Below are 18,204 nucleotides of genomic sequence, written 5' to 3'. Positions count from 1 at the left end.
AATTGATCGAGGTTGCGCAGTTGCGGCGCGACGGGCGGGAGGATAGCGGGTTTGCGCTGGCGAACGCGGGCGGCGGGTGGGCGCCGGGTCGCACCGCATCGCCGCGTTGCGGGGCAGTAAAAACGCAGCGCCCCGCGTCGTCGCCGACGCGGGGCGCTGTGCACGGGCGTTAGCGCGAGGCTCAGTCCACCGTCACCGCGGTGAACGGCGTGCGGCCGCGCACGTTGATCGTCGACGGGGTCGCGGCGGCTTCCACCTGCACGCCGATCAGGCCCAGGCCGCCGACGTTGACGCTGCCGCCCAGGGTCAGCTGGACCGGCTTGTGGGTCACGCTGACGTCGCGGCTGCCGACGCCGGCGGTGGCGACGCTGTTGAGGGTCAGCGCGCCGCCGACCGGCACTTCCACGGTGATGCCGAGCACCACCAGGCGGATGCTGCCGCCGACCGGCACGCGGAAGTTCTGCGGCAGCGGCGTCGGCACGGTGATGACGTTGCCGCCGGCGATGCGCACGTTGGCGACGTCGGCGCTGGCCTGGCACTGCAGCACGGTGCTGCCGGTCAGCGAGTCGCACGACAGCGCGCCGCTGGCGCCTTCCAGCGCGACCAGGTTCTGCACCAGGCTCAGGCCGGCGACGCTGGAGCGGCCGTCCAGCGCGGTGGCGCCGCTGAGGTTGGTGTAGTCGGCGCGCTGGCGGGCGACGTCGAGCTTGACCACGCTGACCAGGCCGAGCAGGCCGATGTCGAGGCCGAGCGCGCTGTTCTCCTTGTTGCCCGGGGCGGTGACCTGGGCCTGGCCGGTGCACGGCAGCGGCAGGGTGGTGTTGAGGCCCAGCACGGTGACGGTGACGCCGCCGCTGAGCGCGCAGGCCTTGGCCCCGGCCGACACCACTTCCGCGCTCTGCGCGCTGGCTTGGGTGGCGACGAAGGACAGGCCCAGGGCGCAGGCGAGGGCGCTCAGGCGGACGGAGCGGAGGATGCGCTGATTCATGATGAGTACCTGCTCGGTGGAGGTGTAGGGATGGAGTTGCGTCGCATCGGCGCCGCGCGCACGCGCCGCCGTCGGCGCAGGCGCGCCGCAGCGTTGGCGATGGACGAGGCCGCCGATGACTCCCCTGTGGCGCGGCGCGGCCGTGGCCTCGCCGCAACTGCTGCATGGCGCGGATCCGGCCGGGGCCGGGCCTGGCGCAACTGAACAACGGCCCGCGCGGGGCCGGGGTGTAAGCGCGCATCCGTTGCGTCGCGGCGCCATGCCAGGGAATGCCGGCGCCGCTCGGTTGGAGCGCGCACAGAGTAGGAAAGCCGGTGCCGGCGAATCCTTGATGTTTCGCGCATTAGCCGCCGGGCTTAGTTCCGCTTTGCCGATCTGCGATGGATTAGGCGCTGGGCATGTGCGCGAAGCGCGCTTGCGAGTTGCGCCGCGCTTGCAATTCGATGCGCGCGCGCAGCGGGCGTGTGCGTGCGGTTGGCCTGCGGGCGTGATCGGTGGCCGCGTCGTTCATGCTCGCGCGCATCGGCCGCGCGCGAATTGTTTTCCGCGTTGGAATCGCGTTTTCGATTGCGCCCAGTACCGATGCGTATTCGAAGCCGCGCATGCGACGACGCGCTGCGGCCGCGTGCGAACGCGCGCAGCGCTCAGGATTGCGCGAGCGAGAATGAGCGAAGGTGAGCGCGCCGCAGCCGCGCCTCGTCGGCTGCTTCGCGTTCGCTCTGGCTCAGGGCCAGCGGCAGCGCGCGGCCTTGCGCGGCCGATTCGGCCGCCGCTTCCAGCACCGCCATCAGCGCCACCGCCTGCTCCGGCGGCACCGGGTTGTCGGCGCGGCCGGCGACGGCGTCGCGCACCGCGGCGTAGAAGCGGCGCTGGTCGCCGGCCGGGGTCGGCCAGTGCCTGGCTTCGGCCGGGCCGAACCACTGCAGCGGATCGGAATCCTCGCCCCAGCCGGGCGCGCCCGGGATCAGGCCGGCCAGCAACTGCGCTTCCTGCGGATCGGCCTGCACTTTGACCACGCTGCCGGCGTCGCCGTGGACCACGAAACGCCGGGCGCCGCCGGCGGCGAGCATGCCGGCGTGCAGGATCGCGCGCAGGCGCGGATATTCCAGCACCACATGCGCCCAGTCGGCGACCACCGCGCCGTCGCGCTGCACCGCCAGGCTGGCGAATACGCGCTCGGGCAGGCCGAACAACTGCAGCGCCTGGTCGGCCAGATGCGGGCCCAGATCCCACCACACCCCGGTGCCGGGGCCGGCCTGCTCGCGCCAGCGTTCGCGCACCTGCGGGCGGAAGCGGTCGATATGCGATTCGAAGTGCGCGATCGCGCCGAGCCGGCCGGATTCGATGGCCTGCTTCACCCCAAGGTAATCGCTGTCCCAGCGCCGGTTCTGGAACACCGACAGCAGCCGGCCGTGGCGCTGCGCCAGCGCGGCCAGTTCGCGCGCCTGCGCCAGATCCAGGGTGAAGGGTTTGTCCACGACCACGTGCTTGCCGGCGGCCAATGCGGCGCGCGCGAGCGGGGCGTGGCTGTGGTTGGGCGTGGCGATGACGATCAGGTCCGCGCGCGGATCGACCGCGGCCTGCAGCGGGTCGGCGACGACCGCGGCGGCGGGGAAATCGGCGCCGACCTTGGCCGCGTCGCTGGAGCCGATCAGCGCCAGCTCCAGCCCCGGCGTGGCCGCGATCAAGGGCGCATGAAAGGTCTTGCCGGCGAAGCCGTAGCCGATCAGGGCGACGCGGAGAGGGGCGGTTTCGCTCATGGCGGCGAGGGTCGGTTCGGGGGACGGCCCACCTTGCCGGATCGCGCCGCGCGCGGCCAGCGGCTACGACCATCCGGTCTTTGCCGAACCGGCCCGGGATCGGGTATCAATGCACCACCTCCCCCCAATCCGGACATGCCGATGAGCGCAGCCGCCCAGGCCACGGTCAATTCTCCCTCGCGGGTCCTGTTCGCGAGCCTGATCGGCACCACCATCGAGTTCTTCGATTTCTACATCTACGCCACCGCCGCGGTGCTGGTGTTCCCGCAGCTGTTCTTCCCCTCGGCCGATCCCAACACCGCGCAGCTGCAATCGCTGGCCGCGTTCGCGCTGGCGTTCTTCGCCCGCCCGGTCGGCGCGGCGCTGTTCGGCCACTTCGGCGACCGGGTCGGGCGCAAGGCCACGCTGGTGGCGGCGCTGCTGACCATGGGCCTGTCGACGGTGGTCATCGGCCTGCTGCCGACTTATCACAGCATCGGCATCCTGGCGCCGATCGCGCTGGCGCTGTGCCGCTTCGGCCAGGGCCTGGGCCTGGGCGGCGAGTGGGGCGGGGCGGTGCTGCTGGCGACCGAGAACGCACCGCCGGGCAAGCGCGCCTGGTACGGCATGTTCCCGCAGTTGGGCGCGCCGATCGGCTTCTTCCTGTCGACCGGCATCTTCCTGCTGCTGACCGATCTGATGGGCGACAAGGCCTTCTTCGCCTGGGGCTGGCGCATCCCGTTCCTGGCCAGCGCGGCGCTGGTGTTCGTCGGCCTGTGGGTGCGCCTGCGCATCAGCGAGACGCCGGCGTTCCGCAAGGCCATGGACCATCACGAGCGGGTCAAGGTGCCGATGCTGAGCGTGCTGCTCAAGCATCCCGGCGCGCTGATCGCCGGCACCTTCTGCGCGCTGGCGACGTTCGTGCTGTTCTACCTGATGACGGTGTTCGCGCTGGGCTGGGGCACCGCCCACCTGGGCTACACCCGCCATCAGTTCCTGCTGCTGCAGCTGGGCAGCGTGCTGTTCTTCGCCGCGATGATTCCGCTGTCGGCGGTGTTCGCCGACCGCAAGGGCCGGCGCATCGCGATGATCGTCTCGACCCTGGCGGTGATGCTGTTCGGCGCGTTCTTCGAGCAATTGTTCGTGGCCGCGAACCCGTGGGGCGTGTTCGCGTTCCTGAGCCTGGGGCTGGGCGTGATGGGGCTGACCTACGGGCCGCTGGGCACGATCCTGGCCGAGATGTTCCCCACCGCGGTGCGCTACACCGGCGCCTCGCTGGCGTTCAACTTCGCCGGCATCCTCGGCGCCTCGCTGGCGCCGTCGATCGCGATGTTCCTGGCCCAGAGCTACGGCCTGGCCTATGTCGGCTATTACCTCGCCGCGGCCGGCGCGTTGACCTTGATCGCGTTGTTGATGATGCGCGAGGACGAAGCGGCGGGATGAGCGCGGCGGCCGCGATGCGCGTCAGCGGTCGCGGCGGTAGACGTGGCGGGTCGCGCGCAGGCCCTTGGGGAACAGCTTGCGCACCCAGCCGCGCAAGGACGCGTCCGCGCGCAGCGCCAGGTCGCGCACGCGCTGCTCGGGGCGGCCGCGGAACGAGGTCGGATGGAAATAGTCGGCGTCGCCGACCGGGTGATCGGAAAAGTAGTAGTTCGACACGCAGCAGCGCGGACGCTCGCTGCGGTTGGCCGAGACCGAATGCCACGAGGTCCGGTCGGTCACCATCAACGCGAGCCGGTTGAAGCGGCTGACCACGGTGATCGGCTCGCCCTGCGGGCCGTGCGGCCACAGCTCCAGGTTGGCGCCGTCGGTTTCGCTCCAGTCCGGCGAGACGTAGTACAGCAGGTTCAGCACGCGATAGCGCTCGCGGTCCTTGTCGTGCGAATTGTCCAGGTGCGGATTGAGGAAGTGGCCGTGGCCCATGACCGAAATGCCGCCGGCGTAGAGGTGTTCGTCCGGATACAGCGAGCGCAGCCCGGTGATCGCGCGCACTTGTTCGAGCACGCCCGGCTGCTGGAACGCGAACACGATTTCCTCCAGCAGCCGATCGTGCCGGTCCATCTGCGCCGACACGTATTTGAGCTCGCGCAGGTTCTTGCGCAGCATCATGCTCGCCGGCGGCGGAAACGCCGCGTGGATGCGCTGGGCCAGTTCCGGCGGCAGCAGATCGTCGACGAAGCAATGGCGGATCGACGCATGCCCGCGCCACTGCGCCTGCATGTCGGCGGCTTGGGCGATGAGGCGTTGTTCGATCAGGCGGCCGATCTCGATGCGGTCCATGGCGTGAGCTGAGGTGCGACGGAAGCCGCAGATTCTAACCGTTAGCGGACGGCCGGCGTCGGCGCCGGAACGGCCGGGCCGCGGGCGTTGTGTATCGAGACTGTAGTTTGTGCTGGTTCAGGGCGGCTGCGGCGTTGCCGGCGCTAGGCCTTGAGGCCTTCGACGGCCGTGGCTGCGCAGCCGGGCAAGGCTTGGGTTGCGCGCCGCAACGGTGCTCCGGCCGCGGCTGCGGCCGCGGGCGCGATCCGCTCGACGCGGTTCGGGGCAGGCGCCGCGGACCGGGCATGCCAGCGGTTTAGCCGCGGTTACAACATCGCAGTCGTGGCCGGCGCCGAACTGCGCGGGTCTCAGCGCGCGCCGGCGGATTCGATCTCCTGCGCGGTCAGGTACAGGCGCAGGTCGAATTCGAGCTGATGGTAGTCCGGGCTCATGTGCGCGCACAGCTGGTAGAAGCCCTTGTCGTGCTCGCGGTGCTTGAGGTGGGCCAGCTCGTGCACCGCGATCATTTCCAGGAACGGCGCCGGCGCGTCGCGGAACAAGGTGGCGATGCGGATCTCGCGCGCGGCCTTGAGCTTGCCGCCTTGCACGCGCGAGATCGCGGTGTGGGTGCCCAGGGCGTGGCTGACCACGTGCAGCTTGTTGTCGTAGATCACCTTGTTGAGCGGCTCGGCCTTGCGCATGTAGCGGTCCTTGAGCCCCACCACGTAGGCGAACAAGGCCTTGTCGTCGCGCACGGCATGGCTGCCGTGGTCGTAGCGCTTGCGCAGGATCTCGCCGAGCTTGCCGGCGTCGATCAGCGACTGCACTTGGGTCAGTACGTGCGGCGGGTAGCCGCGCAGGTAGCGGAGCGGGTCCATGCGCGCACGATACCTTAGGAGCTAGGAGCTAGGAGCTAGGAGTTAGGAGCGAGGAGCGAGAAAAGCCCGCTGTGGCGCTTGCTTTCGCTCATTCCTCACTCCTGCGCGTTCGCTCCTGGCTCAAGGCCTTCCCGCAGCCGGCGATGCGGTCATGGCCGGTACTCGACCCGCAGCTTCGCGCTCGCCCCGCGCTCGATCCACAGGTAGTTCGTCGCCGCGGGCGGTTGTTCGAAGCGCAGGCGCAGCTGGGTGCGGCCGGTGCGGTCGATCGCCGCCAGGCCGGCGGCGTCGAACGCGCTGGAAGTCTGCCGGCCGCCGCTGAAACGGGCCAGCTCGGCGACCGCGCTGGCGTCGGCCGCGGCGGCGTAGTCGCCGGCCTCGATCGCGCAGCCGCCGAAGCAGCCGCGGCGCGCGTCGATCAGCAGGCGGTTGCCGGCCGGCTGGCTCCACGGGTCGCCGTAGGCGCTGCCGAAGCCGACGCTGAGCGTGGCGGCGAGGATCTGCGCGCCGTCGGGCAGGGCCGAGGTGTCGAACGACAGCACGCTGCGGTTGTGCTTGCCGTCGGCGCCGCGGCCGCTGGCCAGGCCGTAGGTCGCCTCCAGCGTGCCGATCGCGGCGGCGCTGCCGTCGGCGTTGGCCTTGACGTAACCGTCGTTGCCGTCTTCGTTGTCGAACTCCATCGTCAGCGGCGCGCTGCCGCCGCCGCTGACCTGCACCGCGATCGCCGCCGACGAGGCGCTGTTGCCGGCCAGATCGAACGCCCGCGCCTGCAGCGTGTGCGCGCCGTTGCCGGCGTTGGCGCTGTTCCATGGCAGCGAATACGGCGCGCTGGCATCGCTGCCGAGCAGGGCGCCATCGAGCAGGAACTCGACCCGCTCCACGCCGACATCGTCGCTGGCCTGCGCGGCCAGCGTCACCGTGCCGCTGACCTGGGCGCCGTCGGCCGGCGCGGTCAGCGCGACCTGCGGCGGGTTGGGGTCGAGATCGTCCAGGCCCCAGAAGCGCGCGATGTAGTAGCTCGAGCAGATGTTGACGTCGAGGATGTAGGCGCCGGCGGCGCCGCACTGGGTTTCGCCGCTGCCCGGATCGACCGGCACGCCGTGGCCCATGCCGGCGACGGTGTAGGTCTCGACCCGGGCGCGGCCGGCGGCGTCGCGATAGACCTTGTGCGGCACGCCGGCGAGGTTGTCCTGCACGTCGGGCGTCTGGTCGATGCCGTGGACGTTGGTCCACTGCTGCATCAGTTCGCTCTGGTTGATCGGCCGCACCAGGTAATCGGCGTCGCCCTGCCACAGCGACACGATCGGCCACGGCCCGGTGTGGGCGCTGGCCGCGCGCACCTTGTCGCCCCATTGCTGTGGGGTCAGGTCGCTGCCCGGCGACATGCACGAGAACGCGGCGCTGGACGAGGTCGCGCAGCGGTACGGAATACCGGCGACGATGGCGCCGCCGGCGAACACGTCCGGATAGGTCGCCAGCAACGCGGCCGCCATCGCGCCGCCGGCGGACAGGCCGGTGACGTAGACCCGGCTGGCGGAGACGGCGTGGTCGGCGCGCATTCGGTCGATCATCTGCTTGACCGATAGCGCCTCGCCCTGGCCGCGGGTGGTGTCGGCGGTTTCGAACCAGTTGAAGCAGGCGCTGGAATTGTTGGCGCTTTGCTGTTGCGGCAGCAGCACGGCGAAGCGCCAGCGCTGGGCCAGCATCTCCCAGCCGGTTTCGTTGTCGTAGCTGGCCGCGCTCTGCGAGCAGCCGTGCAGCGCCACCACCAGCGGCGCGTCGGCGGGCAGGTTCGGCGGCACGTAGGCGAACATGCGCAGGTTGCCGGGGTTGCTGCCGAAGCCGGCGACTTCACTGGAGGCGAAGGCGGGCGCGGCGCAGCAGACGCCGGCGAGCAGGACGGACAGCGACAGCCAGCGGGCCGCGCGGGGCGCGGACCGGTGCAGCGAGCGGACGGCGGACATGCGGCGCTTCCCCAGGCCGGAACCGGCTCCGGCGTGGCGGCAGTGAAGCGCCGCGGCGCGCGCGGCGCCATCGTCCGATGGGGCAAGCTGCGGCGCAGCATCGGCTGTTCGGCGACGGAATCTCCCTGTAGGAGCGACGCGAGTCGCGACCGCGGCAACGCAACTACGCCGAAGCTTGCGTCGCAGCTGCGTTGCCGCGGTCGCGACTTGCGTCGCTCCTACAGGGGCTTCGGGTCGATTACGCAAGCCCTGTAGGAGCGACGCGAGTCGCGACCGCGGCAACGCAACTACGCCGAAGCAAAACGTTCGCGACTTGCGTCGCTCCTACAGGGGCTTCGGGTCGATTCGCGGTAGCGGCCGGATCGGCGTGCTTGGCCGGGCAGTACGACTGTAGGAGCGGCGCGAGCCGCGACTGCGATAACCCAACTACGTCGAGACTCGCGTCGCAGTTGCGTTGTCGCGGTCGCGACTTGCGTCGCTCCTACAAGGGGCTTCGGGTGGGCCGGGTCAGAAGCTGGACAGGCCGCTGGCTTCGGCGATGCGGTACCAGATCTTGCGCAGGGTCGAGTCGTCGGCGTATCGGGCGTAGTCGGTGCTGATCGTGCGGCCGCCGCTGTTGCTCCAGCTCTGCTCGAAGTACGTCTGCGCCTGCCGCGCCACCGGCGCGTCCTCGAGCGCGACCACGCGCGCGCTGGATTCCAGGTTGTAGTCGTCGAGGTTGCGGCGGGTGTAGTTGGCCGAGCCGGCGATCAGTTCGATCTTGCCGTCGCTGCCGCTGCGCAGCAGCAGCTTGGCGTGGCATTGCTCGCCGTGGGTGTCGCACCAGCGCAGCGGCACGCCGGCGGCGGCCAGTTCGGCGGCGACCTGACGGTTGGGCACGCCGTTCTTCTTGCGGCCGAATGCGTCCTCGTTCGGGTCCAGCAGTACCCGCACGCTGACCCCGCGCTTGTGCGCGGCGGTCACCGCGTCGACCAGGCGGCGATGGGAGAAATAGAACACCGCGATATCGAGCCGGTCGCCGCCGCGGGCGTCGTCGACCGCGGCGAGCAGGGCGTCGCGGATCCGGCCTTCGGTCAGCACCTGCACGCGCGGCGCGCTGGTGGTGTCGACGATGCTCTCGCGCGGAACCGAAGCCGGCAGCGCGCGCGGCCACGCTGCGCCCGACAGCGCTGCCACCGCGCGCTCGCTGGCCAGCAGGTCGAGCGCGGCGGCGCCGCTGAAGCGTAGGGCGACGTTGCCGTGCAGGCTGCTGGCGTCGTGCGGATTGGCCGAGGCGACCAGCGCGGTCCAGTCCTGGCCGTCGTCGACGACCAAGGTCTTGCGGTGGTTGGCGTTGAGATTCAGCAGCGCCAGCCAACTGCGCAGGCCGACCTTGCCGGAGCCGAGCGGATTGGGCAGCCAGCCGCCGTCGCTGGCGTTGCCGGCCCAGCGGCAGCACAACTGCCACAGGCCCGACCAGGCCGGGTTCGGCGTGCGCAGGCGGGCGAGGTCGGTGACCACGACCTCCACGCCAGCTGCGCGCAGCGCGTCGAGATGCGGCGAGGCGCGGCCGCCGTAGACGGTGTTGATCGGGTCGGTGATCAGCACCACGGTCAGCGCGGGCACCGCGCGCTTGCGCGCGATCAGCGCGTCGGTGAGTTCCTGGCTGAGCTTGCGGTAGTGCGCCGGGCCAGCGTTCTCGCTGCCGAAATCGTTGAACAGGAACTGGTCGGCGACGATCGCGCGGCGGGCCTGGCCGATCAGGCGCAGCGCTTCGTCGAACACGTGCTGGTCGCTGTGGCGCGCGCCTTGCGGGTCGGTCCAGGTGATGTCGGTGAGCAGGGCGACGTCGCGCGCGCTGCGCAGCGGGCCGGCGACGCCGATGCCGGCGGGCAGCGGCTTGTAGACGTGGTAGACGCCGCTGGCGACCCAGGCCAGCAGGCACAGCGCGAGCAGCCAGCGCAGCTTGCGGCGGAAGGTGGAGGCGGGAGCGGTGTGGGGATCGGACGAGGCGGACATCGGTACTGCGGACTGGGCGGTTAGCCATGGTCGGGACAGCGGGCGGGTTGTGCAACCTTGCGGGTTTGCGGGGCGTGGCGGGCCCCTCACCCCAACCCCTCTCCCGCAGGCGGGGTGAGGGGCTGCGCTTGCGAGCCATCGGCTCGCGCAGCGCCGAACGCCCGAACGCTCTGCGTTCGGGCCGGGGTGCAGGTTGGGCTGAGGGCGCCCCAGGACACAAATCGGTCATCCACGCTCTCTAGGCTGGCAGGATGAACATCCTGATGCTCTCGGACGTGTACTTCCCGCGGGTCAACGGGGTGTCGACCTCGATCCGCACCTTCGCCCAGTCGCTGGCGCGCATGGGCCACGCGGTCACCCTGGTGGCGCCGGACTACGGCCCCGGCAGCGGCCAGGAACTGCACCACAGCGACGAGTTCGAAATCCTGCGGCTGCCGGCAAGGGTGATCTTCTTCGATCCCGAAGACCGCCTGATCCGCGCCCCCGAAGCGCGCCGGCTGCTGCCGCAACTGGCCCAGCGGCACTGGGACGTGATCCATATTCATACCCCGTTTCGAGCCCACCGCCTGGGGGTGAGCCTGGCCGAACTGACCGGCCGGCCGACGGTGGAGACCTATCACACCTATTTCGAGGAATACATCGGCCACTACCTGCCCTGGGCGCCGGTGGGGCTGCTGCGGCTGGTGGCGCGGCGGCTCTCGCGCATGCTCTGCCACGGCGTCGATCACCTGATCGTGCCGACCGCGCAGATGGTCGAGGTGCTGGACCGCTACGGCATCAGCACGCCCTCGACCGTGCTGCCGACCGGCATCGACCTGAGCGAGTTCGCCCACGGCGACGGTGCGCGCTTCCGCGCCGAGCACGGCATCGATGCGGCGCGGCCGACCCTGGTGACGGTCAGCCGGTTGGCGGTGGAGAAGAACATCGCCTTCCTGCTGCAGGTGGCGCGCCGGCTGGTCGTGGACTTCCCCGATCTGATGTTCATCATCGCCGGCGAAGGCCCGGACGCTGAGCGGCTCAAGCGTTTGTCGAAGGAGTACGGCCTGGACGCCAACGTGCGCTTCTTCGGCAACCTCGACCGGCGCACGACCCTGCTCGACGCCTACCGAGCCGGCGACGCCTTCGTGTTCGCCTCGCCGACCGAGACCCAGGGTCTGGTGCTGATCGAGGCCATGGCGCTGGGCGTGCCGATCGTCTCCACCGCGGTGATGGGCACCGCGACGGTGCTGCGCGATGCGCGCAGCGCGGTGATCAGCGAGGAAAACATCGAGGACTTCGCCGCGCACGTGGCGCAGGTGCTGCGCTCGCCGGAACTGCGCGCGCAGTTGTCCGCCGCCGGGCCGCAGGACGCGCGCGGCTGGAGCACGCAGGGCCTGATGGAGCAGGTGGTGGCGCTGTACCAGAGCCTGGCGCAGGCGGCGCCGCGCAAGCTCGCCGCGGCCGGGACGCAGGCGCAGACGGCGCGCTGAGCTTCGGCCTTCGTGCTGGCCTTGGCTGTTGTTGTGGGAGGGCCTTCAGGCCCGATGCCTTTCGCTCAGATCGCAGCGACCTGAAACAAGAGCATCGGGCCTGAAGGCCCTCCCACAACCGATCTTCAAGCCGCCGGCGCGACCCGCACCCGCGCCGCCAGCGCCAGCCCGACCAGCGCCAGCGCGAACGCGATCGCGAACCCGCAGGCATAGGCCAGCGCGTGCGAGCGCGTCAGCAGCGCCGCGAACAGCGAGCCGCCCGCGGCCAGCGCGGCGGCGGTGTAGATCGCATCGCCCAGATGCAGCGCCGAGGAATTGCGTCCCTGTTCCTGCGGCGGCGAGAGTTCCAGCATCAGCACCGACAGGGTCGGGTAAATCAGGCCCATGCCCAGCCCCGACACGATCCAGCCGCCGATGCCGAACCAGATCGGCGCATCCAGCAGCGCCAGCGCCGCCACCGCCGCGATGCCCAGCGCGATCATCGCCATGCCGGCCTGCAGGTAGCGCCACGGCCGCTGCGCGTGGGCGCTGCGGCCGCGCAGCCACGAACCGGTGGACCAGCCGATCGCGCCGAGGGTCAGCACCGCGCCGGCCCAGGTCGGCGACAGGCCGCGCTCGGACGACAGCAGCAGCGGGATGTAGGCCTCGGTGAGGAAGTAGGAGCCGGCGGCGATGCCGCGCAGCGAGACCACGGTGGGCAGGCCGCGCGCGGCGCGCAGCGCACCGGCCGGCAACAGCCGCGAGGCAGCCAGCAACAACGCCACGGCTGCCGGCAGCAGCCACGCCAGCGCGCTCCAGCCGCGCTGTTGCCCGCCGTAGTGCAGGGCCAGCAGGCTGGCAGTGGCGAGCAGCGCCCACGGCAGCCGCAGCGCCTCGCCGGGGCGAGGCGGTTCGGCCTGCGCGACCGGGCCCAGGCCGCGCAGCGCCGGCAGCACCCAGCACGCGGCCAGCGCGGCCACCGCCGGCACCGCCAGGAACACCCAGCGCCAGCCGACGTGCTCGACGATGGCGCCGCTGATCGCCGGGCCGATCACCGCCGGCAGCACCCAGGCCGCGGCGAACGCGGCGAAGATCTTGACCCGCAGCGCCGGCGGATAGACCCGCCCGACCACCACGTACAGCGCCACCGAGATCAGGCCGCCGCCGAAGCCCTGGATCACCCGTCCGGCGACCAGCCAGCCCATCGCCGGCGCCAGCCCGGCCACGATCAGGCCGAGCGCGAACCAGGCGATGCCGTGGCGCAGCGGCGCGACCGGGCCGCGCGCATCGGCCCAGGGCCCGGCCGCGACCATGCCGACCACGCTCGCGGCGAGGGTGCCGGCGAAGGCCAGCGCGTACAGCGGCAGGCCGTCGAGCGCGCGCGCCACGGTCGGCATCGCGGTGGTCACCGCCAAGGCTTCGAACCCGACCAGGGCCACCAGCGCGACCGCGCCGGCGGTGAGGCCGCGGTAGCGCGGCGCGAACAGGCTTTCTTCTTGCATGGACATCGCGGCGGGGCCTGCGGGCCCGGCGTCTTCTTCGGCGTGAGGCAGCGCAGTGTCGACGCTGCGCGCCGGGTTCGCCAACTGTTCGCCGGCACCGCCTCGCACGGACGCTCCCACCCCGGCCGATCCGCTCCGCTGCGCCAGCATGGGTTCGTCGGGGACCGGGATGGAAACGTCCGCGCCAGGCGGCGCGTCGCGGAGATTGTGGGGAGAACCTTCGGCGCCGTCGCCCTGCGACCCGATCACATGGCCCATCGGTTCCGAAGGCTCTCCCGACAACGTCCGCGCGTGCGGCTGCGCCGGGTCGCTGTTGCGTTCGCTCACGCGCTGAGCCTCAGCAGCGCCAGCGGCATGGCTTCGTAGACCATCAACACCACCCTGCCGCGCGCCGGGCCGCGCTCGACCGCGCGGTGCGCTTCGGCGGCGCGGGTCAGCGGGAACATCTCGCGCACCGGCACCAGCAGGCCGTGGCGCTGGTGCATCGTCACCAGTTCGGCCAGGCGCTCGCGGCTGCGCGCGCTGCGCAGTTCGGCCAGGCCGTAGCGGGGCGACAGGCTTAGCGCGCGCTGCGGTGCGGCCAGCGCCAGCCACGGCGCGAAATCGTCCTGGCCGCAGGCATCGAACAGCGCGTCCACGCCGTGCGGCGCCAACGCCCGTACCTGTTCGACGCCGGTGTTGTCGTCGTTCACTGGCTGCGCGCCGAGGCTGCGCAGATAGTCGTGGTCGGCTGCGGCGGCGGTGCCGATCACGCGCGCGCCCCAGGCCACCGCCAACTGCACCGCCACGCAGCCCAGCGCGCCGGCGGCGCCGTGGATCAGCACGGTCTGGCCGGCGCCGACGCCGAGCTGGCGCAGCGCGGCGTGCGCGGTCTGGCCGGTCGACGGCAGCGCGCCGGCCACCGCCCAGGTCATGGTGTGCGGCTTGTGCACGGCCTGGGTGGCCGGCACGGTCAGCGCTTCGGCGTAGCTCATCGCCGCGGCCCAGCCCATCACTTCGTCGCCGACGGCGAACTCGGCGACGCCGGCGCCGATCTGGTCGACCACGCCGGCGAATTCGTTGCCGAGTCGGTGCGGAAAGCGCGCGCGCGCGCCGCCTTGGGCGCGCGCGCTCAAGCCGCTGCGCAAGGCGATGTCGCTGGGCCGCACCCCGGCCGCGCGCACCCGCACGCGGATTTCGCCGGGGCCGGCCTGCGGCATCGGCAGGTCGATCGCGCGCAGCACTTCGGCCGCGCCGTAGCGGTCGAACACGACCGCCTTGACCCGGGGGGAGGGTGGCGGGGAATCGTTCGCGGGCATGCCGCTGCGCTGCGAGGCCATGACTTGACGCCTTGAAGAGACGAAGCGCAGCATAGAACCTGGACTTAAGTTGAGGTCAAGAGGTCGCGAGCGGTTTGTGCGCGAAAGTTCGCGCGGCGTATCGCCGCACCCCAGGGCCCGAAGCGAGACGAGGCATGAGCGTGGCGATGGAATTGAGCGTGGGGCAGGTGGCCGAGCGCTCCGGCGTGGCGGTTTCGGCGTTGCATTTCTACGAGGCCAAGGGCCTGATCCACAGCGTGCGCACGGCCGGCAACCAGCGCCGCTACAGCCGCGACACCTTGCGCCGGATCGCGGTGATCCGGGTCGCCCAGCGCGTCGGCATGCCGCTGGCGACGATCCGCGAAGCGCTGGACACGCTGCCCGATTCGCGCGTGCCGACCCGCGCCGACTGGACCCGGCTGTCGGCGGCGTGGAAGGACGAGCTGGAGCAGCGCATCGCCCACCTGACCTTGATGCGCGACACCCTGGATCAGTGCATCGGCTGCGGCTGTTTGTCGCTGGATCGTTGCCGGTTGGCCAATCCCGAAGACGCGCTGGGCGACCAGGGCACCGGCGCGCAGCGTTGGGCGACGGCGCTGCGCGAGAGCCGCGGCAAGCGCGGCGGGAAGCGGACGCGGGAGTGAAGTCGGCGGCGAGCCGAGCGCAAAGCGTCGGGCCTGAAGGCCCTCCCACAACAGCGGCCTGAATCGCGCGCGCTTGCGCGGCGGCCTCGGCTTTGGTGGCAAGGCCTTCAAGCCCAAACGCTTCGGCAGTTGTGGCAAGGCCTTCAAGCCAGAGGGCTTCGGCTGTTGTGGGAGGGCCTTCAGGCCCGACGCTTTTGTGCCCGCCGGCCGCGCACCCCGTACCATAGGCGCTTGTCCCCCACCTCGGTTCCGCCATGACCGTTTCGATGTACTCCGCCAGCGTCCCGGTGCTGCAACAGCTGCTCGGCAGCCTGGCCACGATCCTCGCCCGCGCCGAAGCCCACGCCAGCGAACGCAAGATCGACGCCGACGCCTATCTGCAGGCGCGGTTGTTCCCCGACATGTTCCCGCTGCTGCGCCAGGTGCAGATCGCCTGCGATTTCGCCAAGGGCATCGGCGCGCGCCTGGCCGACGTGCCAGTGCCGGTCTACGACGACAGCGAGCGCAGCTTCGAGGAACTGCAGGCGCTGATCGCCAAGACCCGCACCTTCCTCGACGGCCTGGAACCGGCGCTGTTCGAAGGCGCGGCCGAGCGCGAGATCGTGCTGCGCGCGGGTACGCCGAAGGAGCGCCGCTTCGGCGGCCACGACTATCTGCTGCGTTACGGCCTGCCGCAGTTCTTCTTCCACGCCACCACCGCTTACGCGATCTTGCGCAGCAACGGCCTGGAGATCGGCAAGCGCGATTTCATGGGTCAGTACTGAGGCTGCGCGCAGCGGTTAGCGCCGCTGCGCCGTGTTGCAAAAAAGCCCGCTTCGGCGGGCTTTTTCTTTGCTTGCGCGAACGCGGCGATGCAGCGCGCAAGCCGCCTGGATAGCGACTTCGAAACGGCGCGATCCGCAGTCACGCGAGCGACGAAAAAATCTCGTCGCAACCACATTTTTTTCGACCGCGTTCGCGCCCGGTCTCGGCCTGTGCGACGTGCGATTGCGATGATGTCTTCCCGTTGGCGGCAGGCGTTCGCGAACGGGTCCGGACCCAGCCAGGAACGCGTTCGCGATGGCGCGGCGCGCAAGGATGCGCGGTCCGGAGTCTGCGTACTCGACACCACCAGAAGGAGTTGGCATGCCGTACAAGAGTATCCAGGGGCCCCTCGCGTTGAGCCTGGCGCTGTTGGCGCTGGGAGCGGGCGCGATCGGTGCCCCGCAATCGAAGGATGGGCTGCTCGGTCTTTCCCTCAGTCAGGTCGTTTCGGCCGCCTCGGAGCAGGCGCGCCTGGAGGCGGCCGAACGCGACGCCGACCGCGCGCGTTTTCAGCGCGCGCTGATGCCGCGCGATCGCGACGCGGCGCTGGCGCCGATCGCGCGCGAACTGGCGCGCTTGCGCCGCTTCGAACCGCTGCGCGCGGGCGATGTGGTCACCCACAGCGTCGACGGCAAGGACTCGACCATCGTGCTGCGCGGCGCGGTCGGCAGCGGCGCGCCGCTGCGCTACAGCCTGGCCCAGGCGCCGCGCCACGGGCGGGTCACGATCGAACGCGATCGCGCGACCTACCGGCCGGATCCGGGCTTCGCCGGCGTGGACACCTACACCTATCGGGTGCAGGCCGGCGGCGCGAGCGCCGAGGCGGTGGTCGCGGTGACCGCGATCGGCGCGCGCAGCCTGCCGGCGACGGCCGCCGCGGCTTTGTAGGCGCCGCGCGAGCGCGCTGCGGCGCTTCGGGTTTTCGGCGTCGCCGCGCAGCGCGGCGGCGCCCGCAGGATCCCGCAGGTGCGGGGTAGGGGACGGCTCCCGGCGCCAGGCGCGCGAGCCGCTGCCGTCGTCGCCGGCGCCTCGCGCGCTGGCGCGGACGCTCCGCCGGCCGTCTCGTCGTGGTGACGGCCCGGCCGGGCGCGTGCGCAGTCGTCGCCGGGCGCGGCGACGGCGGCAGTCCCCTGGCATCGGCCGGCCGCGGCGTGCGCAGACGCATCGATCTGCGCCGTCGCGGCCGGTACGGGCCGACATTTTCTGCGCGCGATCGCGATCTGTTCGCGCCGCGCCGCAACGCGACACCGGGAACAGGACGTCTTTCATCCTCGTCAGTGATGGAAGCCGAGCGGGCAGGGACGCCCGCGACATCGGCGGCTCCGGCCGTCGCGCCGCTCTGGGCGCGGCGCGGCGGTCGGGGCCGGACGATGGGCGCAGAGCCGCACACATCCGAATGCAGCGGGCCTGCAGCCCTCGCGCCAGTTGCCGCCGTTGCGGCCGCGCTGCGCGGGCTGCGGGCCCGATCCGTTTACCGAGCTGCGGCGCAGCGCTGCGACGCCGCTCACGCATCGGGCGACCCGGCGCGCGCCGCCGCCGGTCGGCCGGACGAGCTCCGCCTTCGCCGGGGCTTGCATCCGCGCGCCGTCGCGGGGAGGATGCGGCCTCGGCTTTGGGGAGGCCCGCATCGATGGATCTGTTGACGCTCGATCACTTCGCTCCGTACGTGAACGAAACCTACGCCGCGCAGATCAACGACGGCGAAGTGCCGTTCGTGCTGGTCGAGGCGCGCGCGCTGAGCACCCAGCCGCAGCCGATGGCGGCGCGGGTGCCGTTTTCGCTGTTGTTCCGCAATGGCTCGGCGTTCCTGTTCCCGCAGCAGATGTACATGATGCGCCACGGCTCGATCGGCGAGGTCGGCATCTTCCTGGTCCCGGTCGCGCGCGAGCGCGAGGGGTTTCTCTACCAGGCCGTGTTCAACTGAGTCCGCGCGCGGCGCACCCAGTGCCGTAGACGACGTAGCGGCAGCCCTTTGTAGGAGCGGCGCGAGCCGCGACCGCGACAACCCAACTACGCCGACACTGGCGCAATGGTTGGGTTGTCGCGGTCGCGGCTCGCGCCGTTCCTACAGGGGGAAGCCGATCAGCCGGCGTGGTCGCGGCGATCCGCCCCGTCGCTCAACGCATATCCGCTTCCCAGCGCATCAGCGAATGCGTCGGCAAGGTGTCGGCTACGGCGAAGCCGAGCCGTTCGTACAAGCGGCGCGCGCCGTGATTTCCGTGTTCCACATGCAGGCGCATGCCGCGCCCGCGCGCGTGCGCTTCGTCCTGCGCCCAGCGGATCAGCGCGCTGCCAAGGCCGGCGCCGCGCGCGTGCGGGTCCAGGGTGATGTCGATCAACAGATGCTCCGGCGCGCTGCGTTGCAGGTAGATGCGGCCGACCGGCGCGCCGTCGCGTTCGACCACCAGGAACTCGCCGCGTTCGTAATGGCGGGTGTAGTGCAGGTGCTGCATCGCGAACTGCTGGTCGAGGAAGGCGGCCAGCGCCTGCGGCGGCCAGCCCATCGGCGCGAACTCGTGCGCGCGCAGCTGCCGGAACAGCGCGCGCAGCCAGCCGATGTCGGCGTCGGTCGCCGGGCGCAGGCCGATCCCGCGCCCCTCCAGGGGCGCGGGAAGGTCCAGGTGGCCGTCGCGCGGCGGCGGGAACGCCAGCGACGGCGCAGCCGAGAGCATGGCTTGCATG

18 protein-coding genes are annotated in these 18,204 nt (G+C 71.4%); 7 read left to right on the top strand and 11 right to left on the bottom strand.

The window, feature by feature from the left end:
- Positions 1 to 181: 181 nt before the first annotated feature.
- From BLU84_RS11760 to BLU84_RS11755, 3 genes are all read right to left on the bottom strand, one after another.
- A complete protein-coding gene (locus BLU84_RS11760) occupies positions 182 to 988 on the bottom strand; it encodes a hypothetical protein (RefSeq protein WP_074867018.1) in 807 nt (268 codons plus the stop codon).
- Between the two features lie 385 nt (positions 989 to 1,373).
- On the bottom strand, positions 1,374 to 1,592 hold the full coding sequence (locus BLU84_RS26410; RefSeq protein WP_139174942.1) for a hypothetical protein: 219 nt from the start codon (positions 1,590 to 1,592) through the stop codon (positions 1,374 to 1,376).
- Positions 1,593 to 1,632: 40 nt separating this feature from the next.
- On the bottom strand, positions 1,633 to 2,748 hold the full coding sequence (locus tag BLU84_RS11755) for an oxidoreductase (RefSeq protein ID WP_074867016.1): 1,116 nt from the start codon (positions 2,746 to 2,748) through the stop codon (positions 1,633 to 1,635).
- A gap of 141 nt (positions 2,749 to 2,889) precedes the next feature.
- On the opposite strand from BLU84_RS11755, the gene BLU84_RS11750 reads away from it, so the two are divergent.
- Positions 2,890 to 4,170 carry an MFS transporter gene (locus tag BLU84_RS11750; RefSeq protein WP_074867861.1) on the top strand — a complete coding sequence of 427 codons (1,281 nt, stop codon included), beginning with the start codon at positions 2,890 to 2,892 and terminating at the stop codon, positions 4,168 to 4,170.
- A gap of 21 nt (positions 4,171 to 4,191) precedes the next feature.
- Here BLU84_RS11750 and BLU84_RS11745 read toward each other — a convergent pair whose 3' ends face one another.
- The 4 genes from BLU84_RS11745 to BLU84_RS11730 form a co-directional block, all read right to left on the bottom strand.
- The gene (locus BLU84_RS11745) at positions 4,192 to 5,007 is read right to left on the bottom strand and encodes a 2OG-Fe(II) oxygenase (RefSeq protein WP_074867014.1); all 816 of its coding nucleotides are present in this window, start codon (positions 5,005 to 5,007) and stop codon (positions 4,192 to 4,194) included.
- A 347-nt stretch (positions 5,008 to 5,354) separates the two neighbouring features.
- A complete protein-coding gene (locus tag BLU84_RS11740) occupies positions 5,355 to 5,864 on the bottom strand; it encodes a YgjP-like metallopeptidase domain-containing protein (protein ID WP_074867012.1) in 510 nt (169 codons plus the stop codon).
- A gap of 149 nt (positions 5,865 to 6,013) precedes the next feature.
- On the bottom strand, positions 6,014 to 7,828 hold the full coding sequence (locus BLU84_RS27175; RefSeq protein ID WP_074867011.1) for an extracellular catalytic domain type 1 short-chain-length polyhydroxyalkanoate depolymerase: 1,815 nt from the start codon (positions 7,826 to 7,828) through the stop codon (positions 6,014 to 6,016).
- 507 nt (positions 7,829 to 8,335) lie between these two features.
- The gene (locus tag BLU84_RS11730; protein ID WP_074867010.1) at positions 8,336 to 9,826 is read right to left on the bottom strand and encodes a phospholipase D family protein; all 1,491 of its coding nucleotides are present in this window, start codon (positions 9,824 to 9,826) and stop codon (positions 8,336 to 8,338) included.
- Between the two features lie 251 nt (positions 9,827 to 10,077).
- Here BLU84_RS11730 and BLU84_RS11725 point away from each other — a divergent pair, with 251 nt between their 5' ends.
- The gene (locus BLU84_RS11725; protein WP_074867008.1) at positions 10,078 to 11,295 is read left to right on the top strand and encodes a glycosyltransferase; all 1,218 of its coding nucleotides are present in this window, start codon (positions 10,078 to 10,080) and stop codon (positions 11,293 to 11,295) included.
- Positions 11,296 to 11,307: 12 nt separating this feature from the next.
- The gene (locus BLU84_RS28610; protein WP_425479380.1) at positions 11,308 to 11,379 is read left to right on the top strand and encodes a DUF6053 domain-containing protein; all 72 of its coding nucleotides are present in this window, start codon (positions 11,308 to 11,310) and stop codon (positions 11,377 to 11,379) included.
- Here BLU84_RS28610 and BLU84_RS28605 read toward each other — a convergent pair.
- The 3 genes from BLU84_RS28605 to BLU84_RS11715 form a co-directional block, all read right to left on the bottom strand.
- Entirely contained in the window at positions 11,361 to 11,411 is a 51-nt protein-coding gene (locus BLU84_RS28605) for a DUF6053 domain-containing protein (RefSeq protein ID WP_394541505.1), read from the bottom strand. The two genes, BLU84_RS28610 and BLU84_RS28605, sit on opposite strands and share 19 nt — an antisense overlap.
- A 9-nt stretch (positions 11,412 to 11,420) precedes the next feature.
- A complete protein-coding gene (locus BLU84_RS11720; RefSeq protein ID WP_074867858.1) occupies positions 11,421 to 12,782 on the bottom strand; it encodes an MFS transporter in 1,362 nt (453 codons plus the stop codon).
- A gap of 317 nt (positions 12,783 to 13,099) precedes the next feature.
- Complete coding sequence (locus tag BLU84_RS11715; RefSeq protein ID WP_211664528.1) at positions 13,100 to 14,095, bottom strand: NADP-dependent oxidoreductase; 996 nt, start codon at positions 14,093 to 14,095, stop codon at positions 13,100 to 13,102.
- Between the two features lie 140 nt (positions 14,096 to 14,235).
- Between BLU84_RS11715 and soxR the strand changes: the two genes are divergently transcribed.
- From soxR to BLU84_RS11695, 4 genes are all read left to right on the top strand, one after another.
- On the top strand, positions 14,236 to 14,718 hold the full coding sequence (gene soxR / locus BLU84_RS11710) for a redox-sensitive transcriptional activator SoxR (RefSeq protein WP_139174987.1): 483 nt from the start codon (positions 14,236 to 14,238) through the stop codon (positions 14,716 to 14,718).
- A gap of 254 nt (positions 14,719 to 14,972) precedes the next feature.
- A complete protein-coding gene (locus BLU84_RS11705) occupies positions 14,973 to 15,482 on the top strand; it encodes a DUF1993 domain-containing protein (protein ID WP_074867004.1) in 510 nt (169 codons plus the stop codon).
- Between the two features lie 361 nt (positions 15,483 to 15,843).
- The gene (locus tag BLU84_RS11700) at positions 15,844 to 16,410 is read left to right on the top strand and encodes an Ig-like domain-containing protein (protein WP_139174941.1); all 567 of its coding nucleotides are present in this window, start codon (positions 15,844 to 15,846) and stop codon (positions 16,408 to 16,410) included.
- 742 nt (positions 16,411 to 17,152) lie between these two features.
- The gene (locus BLU84_RS11695) at positions 17,153 to 17,446 is read left to right on the top strand and encodes a DUF6916 family protein (RefSeq protein WP_074867000.1); all 294 of its coding nucleotides are present in this window, start codon (positions 17,153 to 17,155) and stop codon (positions 17,444 to 17,446) included.
- Between the two features lie 193 nt (positions 17,447 to 17,639).
- Here the strand turns inward: BLU84_RS11695 and BLU84_RS11690 are convergent, their stop codons facing one another.
- Positions 17,640 to 18,203, bottom strand: coding sequence for a GNAT family N-acetyltransferase (locus BLU84_RS11690; RefSeq protein WP_139174940.1), 564 nt, complete (start codon positions 18,201 to 18,203; stop codon positions 17,640 to 17,642).
- Between the last annotated feature and the right edge of the window lies 1 nt (position 18,204).

The organism is Lysobacter enzymogenes, from assembly GCF_900106525.1.
In the GTDB taxonomy this organism is placed as follows: domain Bacteria; phylum Pseudomonadota; class Gammaproteobacteria; order Xanthomonadales; family Xanthomonadaceae; genus Lysobacter; species Lysobacter enzymogenes.
This window is presented reverse-complemented; position numbering and strand designations above follow the sequence as displayed.